We start from the raw sequence: 6,360 nt of genomic DNA, 5'->3' as shown, positions 1-6,360 counted from the left end.
GGATCCCGGTACCGGAACTCGCTGGCGAGCTCGACCTCCACCGGCAACCGCGTCCAGTGCTCGATCGCGTACTTGGCCACCAGACCCGAGTGGTAGGCGCTGCCACACGCGACGACGAACACCTTGTCCACGTCGCGCAGCTCCTGATCCGACAGCCGCTGCTCGTCGAGCACGATGCGGCCCCCGGCGAAGTGCCCGAGCAGCGTGTCGGCCACCGCGGCGGGCTGCTCCTCGATCTCCTTGAGCATGAAGTAGTCGTGGCCGCCCTTCTCGGCGGCCGCCAGATCCCAGTCGATCTCGAACGGGCGGGTCACCACGTCGGTGCCGCCGTCGAAATCGGACACCTGATACCCGTCGGCGGTGATCACCACCACCTGGTCCTGGCCCAGCTCCACCGCGTGCCGGGTGTGCTCGATGAACGCGGCCACGTCCGAGGCCACGAACGTCTCGCCGTCGCCGACCCCGACGACCAGCGGCGTCGACCGGCGCGCCGCGACGATCGTGTCCGGATGGTCGGCATGGGTGAACACCAGTGTGAAGGCCCCCTCGAGCCGGCGCAGCACCGACAGCGCACTGGCCTCGAAGTCCCCCGCGGTCGGCCCGTCCGCATACGCCCGGGCCACCAGATGCACCGCCACCTCGGTGTCGGTGTCGCTGGCGAACTCCACCCCGGCCTTCTCGAGCTCCACCCGCAGCGGCGCGAAGTTCTCGATGATGCCGTTGTGCACCACCGCCACCTTCCCCGACCCGTCCCGGTGCGGATGCGCATTGCGGTCGGTGGGACGACCGTGCGTGGCCCACCGGGTGTGCCCCATGCCGGTGGTGCCGGCGAAGTGCTCCACCCCCACCTCGTCGAGCTCGGCCTCGAGATTGGCCAGCCGGCCCGCCTTGCGCTCGACGGCCAGGCCGCCCGCACCGTCCAGGACCGCCACACCGGCCGAGTCGTAGCCCCGGTACTCCATCCGCCGCAGTGCCTCCACCACGACATCGAGAGCCGGGCGATGCCCGACGTACCCCACGATTCCGCACATGGTTAGCAGGGTACTGGTCCGCGACCCGCCGGTAACAACTCGTCCACGTCCCGGCGGGTGGCACGCTCGAAGCTGATCATCGGCTAACGTTCACGCCGTGGCGGCGAAACCGAAATCCCTGGCCCAGCGGCTCTCGAAGCGCGGACCGCACACGGTGCTGCGCGGCAACCTCGCTCTCGCAGGTCAGCCGGGCATCGTCTACACCCCCGCCGAGGGCTTCGGCCTGCCCGCCGTCGCGTTCGGCCACGGCTGGATGACCGGTCTCGACAAGTACTCGGCGCTGTTCGAACACCTCGCCTCGTGGGGCATCGTCGTGGCCGCCCCGAGCACCGAACGCGGGCCGATCCCGTCGCACCTGGGCCTGGCCGCCGACCTCGGCACCACCCTCGACATCTGCGTGGGCGTGCGCCTGGGCACCGGACGGATCAGCGTGCACCCCGACCGTCTCGGCCTGGTCGGCCACGGCATGGGCGCGGGAGCTGCGGTACTTGCGGCGTCCCGGCGCGACGTGGCCGCCGTCGCCGCGCTCTACCCGGCCCCGACGTCGCCGCCGGCCTCGGTCCTGGCCGCGCGTGTGCACGCGCCCGGGCTCGTGCTCGCCGCCGAGAAGGACCTCGGCTCGATGGGCAGTGATGCCGTCGCCGTCGCCCAGGCCTGGGGCGGCGAGATGCTGATGCGGTCCGTCCACAAGGCCACCGACGACGGCATGATCGAGGGCCGCCGCCTGCTCGCCTTCCTCGGCGTCGGCGGCGCCCAGCGCAACACCCAGAAGGTCACCCGCGCGCTGCTCACCGGATATCTGCTGTACCGGCTCGCCGGCGACAAGACCTACGCGCCGTTCGCCGACCCCGAGGCCGAGCTTCCCGGCTCGGAGGTGCTCACCGAGCCCGACGCGATCGACCGCGAACTCGGCACTCAGATCAACCAGCTGCTCGGGCGGTAGAACTCCTCTTCGACGGCCGGCGCCGGCCCGCGCGTCGCGCCGGCGGCGAGTTCACGGGGTTCCCGGAGGCGCCGCAGGTTCTCGAGCCGGCGCTCGACCGCGTCCCGGTGCTCGGCGACGATGTGTTCGAACCGTCCGGTCACAGCGGCCCCGCCTCCGCCAGGACCACGCCGTCGGCAGGCTCCTCCTCGGGGCCCGCTTCGACGCTCTCACCAGCAGGTTCCGCCGACGCGGGCCGCCGCGCGGGGGTGTCCGCCCGCGTGCCCGGCATCCCGGCCGGCGCGGGACCGAGCGCTCCGCCGTCACCTGGTTCGTCCGGTCGCCGCGGCTCGTCGGGCGGTGTGGGCGGCGTGTCGTCGCCCGGACCGGCGCCGGGTGTGTCGGGGTCCGTTCCCGTCCCTCCGGCGGCGGGGGCCGGGGTCTCGGGGGCGGGTGTGCGCGACGGCGGGTGTGCCGGATCCGGCGGCGGCGACAGCGGACGCTCCGGCTGCGGTTGCGGCGGGCCGGCCGGCTCGACGGCCTCGGAAACCTCTTCCACCACGGTCGTGGCCAGACCGAGGACCGCGCCTGTGAGTTCGCCCACGGCCGTCGCCAGCCGCAGCCCCGCGGCCACCAGGTCCGTCGCCGCCCCACACGGCGACCACGGATCGGTCATCGGAGCCACGCTCCGCGGGCCGGGATCCGGCGGCGCCAGCGTCGCGGCGAGTTCGGCGAGTACCGCCCGCACCGCTCGGTCGGTGTCGTCGCACAGGTCGAGGAACGACTCGACGGCCGTCTCCACCCCGGGCCGGAACACCTCGTCGCGCCACCGCCCGCACCATTGCGTGACAGCCGCGCGTTCGGGGGCCGGGCCCAGCGCCGAATCCCAGGCGGCGAGCTGGGCTGTCGTCGGGCCGTCGCCGCCCGCGGCGCCGGCCAGAATCGCGTCGATTTCCTCGACGGTGCGCCCGCCGACGGTCGTGTCGGCGAACTCGGCGGCCGCCCGGGACTTCTCCTCGACGATCGCGAGCACCGCGGCCGCCGCGTCGGTCAGCGCGCGACGTGCGGCGCCGAGCCGTGCCTGCAGGTCCTCGCCGACCGCCACATGACGGTCGAGCGCGTCGGCCGCACCCACCGCCCCGCCTCCGGTCCAGGCCGCCGCCAAGGCGTCGACGTAGGAGCGCTGCCGCGCGACCTCGGCACCCAGGGCACCCTCGAGCCGGGCGAACACGTCGGCGTCCGCGAGCAGGACGGCCGGATCCGTGCCGCGCTGCTCGTCGTAGCGTTCCCGCAACTGCGCACAGGACGGCAGGCCGGGGGCGCAGCGCTCGGCGCGGGGAAGATGCTCGGCGAAGAAGCGCAACCCGACGCGGCCCCCGTCGAGCACCAGGTCGAGCCGCTGCCCGCCCCCGGTCACCGGCCTCCTCCGGTCACCGGTGCCCCGTCGGCGGCAGGTCGACGGCCCGCAGGACCGACTCGGACTCCCGCTCCAGCCACGCGTACCCCCCGGCCGCGCGCCGCAGCGCCTCCGCGCGGGCGGCCGTCGCCGCCGACCACTCCGCGACCGCCCGATGCAGCCCGTCGTAGCGCGCTCGCACGACCTCGGCCTCGGACCGGTAGCGGTCGCCGGCCGCGTCCGGACCGAAGCCGACGGCGCGGCACGCACGCGCATGCCAGTCGATCTCGGCGGCCGAGTCCGCCAGGCCCTCGGCGATCACCCGGACCGCCGCACCGTCGAGCCCCACCCCGTCACGCACCGCGCCGCCCCCTCCCTCGTCCCCCCGGGTGGTTCGACGCAGCGGGAGGCGGATCGGTTCCCCGGCGGGGCAGAGCCGACAGATGGAGGCCGACAGATGGAGGCCGACAGATGGAGGCCGACAGATGGAGGCCGACAGATGGAGGCCGTCGGATCGGTGCCGTCAGACGGAGGCGACCGCTCCCGCGAGACGATCGGCGAGAGCACGGGCCACCGCGTCGTCGGCGGCCTCGACCATCACCCGGACCAGTTGTTCGGTGCCCGACGGACGCAGCAGCACCCGCCCGGTCTCCCCCAGTTCCCGCTCCACGGCGGCAACGGCGTCCGCGACGACGGAAGCCTTGGCCACCGCGGCCTTGTCCGACACGGGCACGTTCACCAGCACCTGCGGCAGGGTGCGCATGACCGCGGCGAGCTCCGCGAGGGGCGAAGCGGTCGCGACCATCCGTTCCATGAGGCGCAGGCCGGTGAGCACCCCGTCGCCGGTGGTTCCCAGGGCCGGCAGCACGATGTGGCCGGACTGTTCGCCGCCGAGGCTGAACGAGCCGCGGCGCAGCTCCTCGAGCACGTATCGGTCGCCGACGCCGGCGGTCACGACCGTGATCCCGGCCTCGCGCATCGCCAGGTGCAGGCCGAGGTTGCTCATCACAGTGGCGACGAGCGTGTCGGCGTGCAGCTCGCCGGCCTCGCGCATCCCGAGGGCGAGGATCGCCATGATCGCGTCGCCGTCCACCACGGTGCCCGTCGCATCGACCGCGAGGCACCGGTCGGCGTCGCCGTCGTGCGCGAGACCGAGGTCGGCGCCGTGCTCGACGACCGCGGCCCGGAGGCCGTCGAGATGCGTCGAACCGCAGCCGTCATTGATGTTGAGCCCGTCCGGGTCGGCGTGCAGCGCGACGACCGTGGCCCCGGCCGCGGCGTACGCGGCCGGCCCGACGCGCGACGCGGCGCCGTTGGCGCAGTCCACCACGACCGTCAGGCCCGTCAGCGGCATGCGCACCGCCGTCGCGAGGTGGGCGAGGTAGCGGTCGGCGGCGTCGTCGGCGGTCCGCACCCGGCCGATGCCCGCGCCGGTGGGGCGGGCGACCCCGCCCGCACCGTGCAGCATGGCCTCGATACGGTCCTCGACGGCGTCGTCGAGCTTGTGACCGCCGGCCGCGAAGATCTTGATGCCGTTGTCCGGCATGGGGTTGTGCGACGCGGAGATCATCACGCCGAGGTCGGCGTCGTAGGCCCCGGTCAGGAACGCGACAGCCGGGGTGGGCAGCACCCCGACGGACAACACGTCGACGCCGGCCGCGGTCAGGCCCGCGGTCACGGCGGCCTCGAGCATCTCCCCGCTGGCACGGGGGTCGCGGCCCACCACCGCGACGGGGCGCCGGCCCTCGGCACCGCCTGCCAGCACGGTCGCGGCCGCCCCGGCGAGCCGTACCGCCAGTTCGACCGTGAGCTCGGCGTTCGCCAAGCCTCGCACGCCATCGGTGCCGAACATCCGACCCATCGAGCAAAGTCCTCCACGTCGAGAAATGCGGTCTCCGCCGTCCGCGGGCGCCGCCTGCTGTCGCAAAAAGTACGTCAATGCACGAGAGCAGGCGTCCGGTAGGGAATTCTCTACCGGCGCCTGCTCTCGTGGTCGAACAGGAGCCGAGGCTGACGAGGTCAGCGTCGGCGGCACATCAGCGCTTGGAGTACTGCGGTGCCTTACGGGCCTTCTTCAGGCCGTACTTCTTGCGCTCGGTGGCACGCGGGTCACGCGTGAGGAAGCCGGCGCGCTTGAGCGCGGGGCGATCCTCGGCGGTGACCTCGATCAGCGCGCGGGCGATGGCCAGGCGCAGGGCGCCGGCCTGACCCGACGGGCCGCCGCCGTGCAGGCGGGCATGCACGTCGAACTGCTCGGTGCGCTCGACCGTGACCAGCGGCGACTTGACGAGCTGCTGGTGCACCTTGTTCGGGAAGTAGTCCTCGATGGTGCGGCCGTTGAGCACGAAGTTGCCGGTGCCGGGCACGAGGCGGACGCGGACGACGGCCTCCTTGCGGCGGCCGACGGTCTGCACCGGGCGGTCGAACACGATCGGCGCGGGAGCCGGAGCGGCCTCCTCGGCCACGTACTCGTCCGCGGCGACCTCGACGTTCTCGGCGTCGGTGTACTCGTCGCTGTAGTTCTCGTTCACGTTCTCGGTCACTGCGCCACCTGCTTGATTTCGAACGGCACCGGCTGCTGCGCGGTGTGCGGGTGGTTCGGGCCCGCGTAGACCTTCAGCTTCTTCGCGATCGCGCGACCGAGCTTGTTCTTCGGGAGCATGCCGGTGACGGCCTTCTCCACCAGACGGTCCGGGTTCTTCTCCAGAACCTCACCGACGGTGCGGGACCGGAGGCCGCCCGGGTAGCCGGAGTGGTTGTACAGGAGCTTGTCCTGCTTCTTGTTGCCGGAGATGGCAACCTTGTCCGCGTTGATGATGACGACGAAGTCGCCACCGTCCACGTGGGGGGCAAAAGTGGGCTTGTGCTTGCCGCGGAGCAGGTTCGCCGCCTGCACCGCGAGGCGGCCGAGCACCACGTCGGTGGCGTCGATGACGTGCCACTGGCGGGTCACGTCGCCGGCCTTCGGTGTGTACGTAGACACAGATCTTCCTCGTCTATCGTTTCGCTGC

Annotated in this window: 8 protein-coding genes; 1 reads left to right on the top strand and 7 read right to left on the bottom strand. The window is 73.0% G+C overall.

Going from position 1 to position 6,360, the window contains the following annotated elements; translation table 11 throughout:
- Positions 1-1,031 (bottom strand): glutamine--fructose-6-phosphate transaminase (isomerizing) (glmS, locus tag AIIKEEIJ_RS18430; protein WP_161996295.1); only part of this gene is annotated, 1,031 nt, incomplete at its 3' end.
- Positions 1,032-1,128: 97 nt separating this feature from the next.
- Between glmS and AIIKEEIJ_RS18425 the strand changes: the two genes are divergently transcribed.
- Positions 1,129-1,974: a dienelactone hydrolase family protein gene (locus tag AIIKEEIJ_RS18425; protein WP_029544807.1), complete on the top strand. Its 846-nt coding sequence runs from the start codon at positions 1,129-1,131 to the stop codon at positions 1,972-1,974.
- Here the strand turns inward: AIIKEEIJ_RS18425 and AIIKEEIJ_RS32675 are convergent.
- The 6 genes from AIIKEEIJ_RS32675 to rplM form a co-directional block, all read right to left on the bottom strand.
- Positions 1,947-2,117 (bottom strand): hypothetical protein, encoded by a 171-nt coding sequence (locus tag AIIKEEIJ_RS32675; protein ID WP_006934931.1) that lies wholly within the window; start codon positions 2,115-2,117, stop codon positions 1,947-1,949. The genes AIIKEEIJ_RS18425 and AIIKEEIJ_RS32675 overlap by 28 nt on opposite strands.
- Entirely contained in the window at positions 2,114-3,370 is a 1,257-nt protein-coding gene (locus tag AIIKEEIJ_RS18420) for a hypothetical protein (protein WP_161996294.1), read from the bottom strand. The genes AIIKEEIJ_RS32675 and AIIKEEIJ_RS18420 overlap by 4 nt, the downstream gene beginning before the upstream one ends.
- Positions 3,371-3,383: 13 nt before the next feature.
- The gene (locus AIIKEEIJ_RS18415) at positions 3,384-3,710 is read right to left on the bottom strand and encodes a hypothetical protein (RefSeq protein WP_006934927.1); all 327 of its coding nucleotides are present in this window, start codon (positions 3,708-3,710) and stop codon (positions 3,384-3,386) included.
- Between the two features lie 162 nt (positions 3,711-3,872).
- Complete coding sequence (gene glmM / locus AIIKEEIJ_RS18410) at positions 3,873-5,210, bottom strand: phosphoglucosamine mutase (RefSeq protein WP_006934924.1); 1,338 nt, start codon at positions 5,208-5,210, stop codon at positions 3,873-3,875.
- 175 nt (positions 5,211-5,385) lie between these two features.
- Positions 5,386-5,892: a 30S ribosomal protein S9 gene (gene rpsI / locus AIIKEEIJ_RS18405; protein ID WP_006934923.1), complete on the bottom strand. Its 507-nt coding sequence runs from the start codon at positions 5,890-5,892 to the stop codon at positions 5,386-5,388.
- Complete coding sequence (rplM, locus tag AIIKEEIJ_RS18400; RefSeq protein WP_006934922.1) at positions 5,889-6,332, bottom strand: 50S ribosomal protein L13; 444 nt, start codon at positions 6,330-6,332, stop codon at positions 5,889-5,891. Before rplM ends, rpsI begins: the two co-directional genes overlap by 4 nt.
- Positions 6,333-6,360 lie beyond the last annotated feature (28 nt).

Source organism: Rhodococcus sp. YH1 (genome assembly GCF_009939605.1).
In the GTDB taxonomy this organism is placed as follows: Bacteria; Actinomycetota; Actinomycetes; order Mycobacteriales; family Mycobacteriaceae; genus Rhodococcus; species Rhodococcus aetherivorans.
This window is presented reverse-complemented; position numbering and strand designations above follow the sequence as displayed.

Bases quoted from the DNA above. Each gene is read 5' to 3' on its own strand.
- glmM (WP_006934924.1), bottom strand. From the start codon at position 5,210: ATGGGTCGGATGTTCGGCACCGATGGCGTGCGAGGCTTGGCGAACGCC.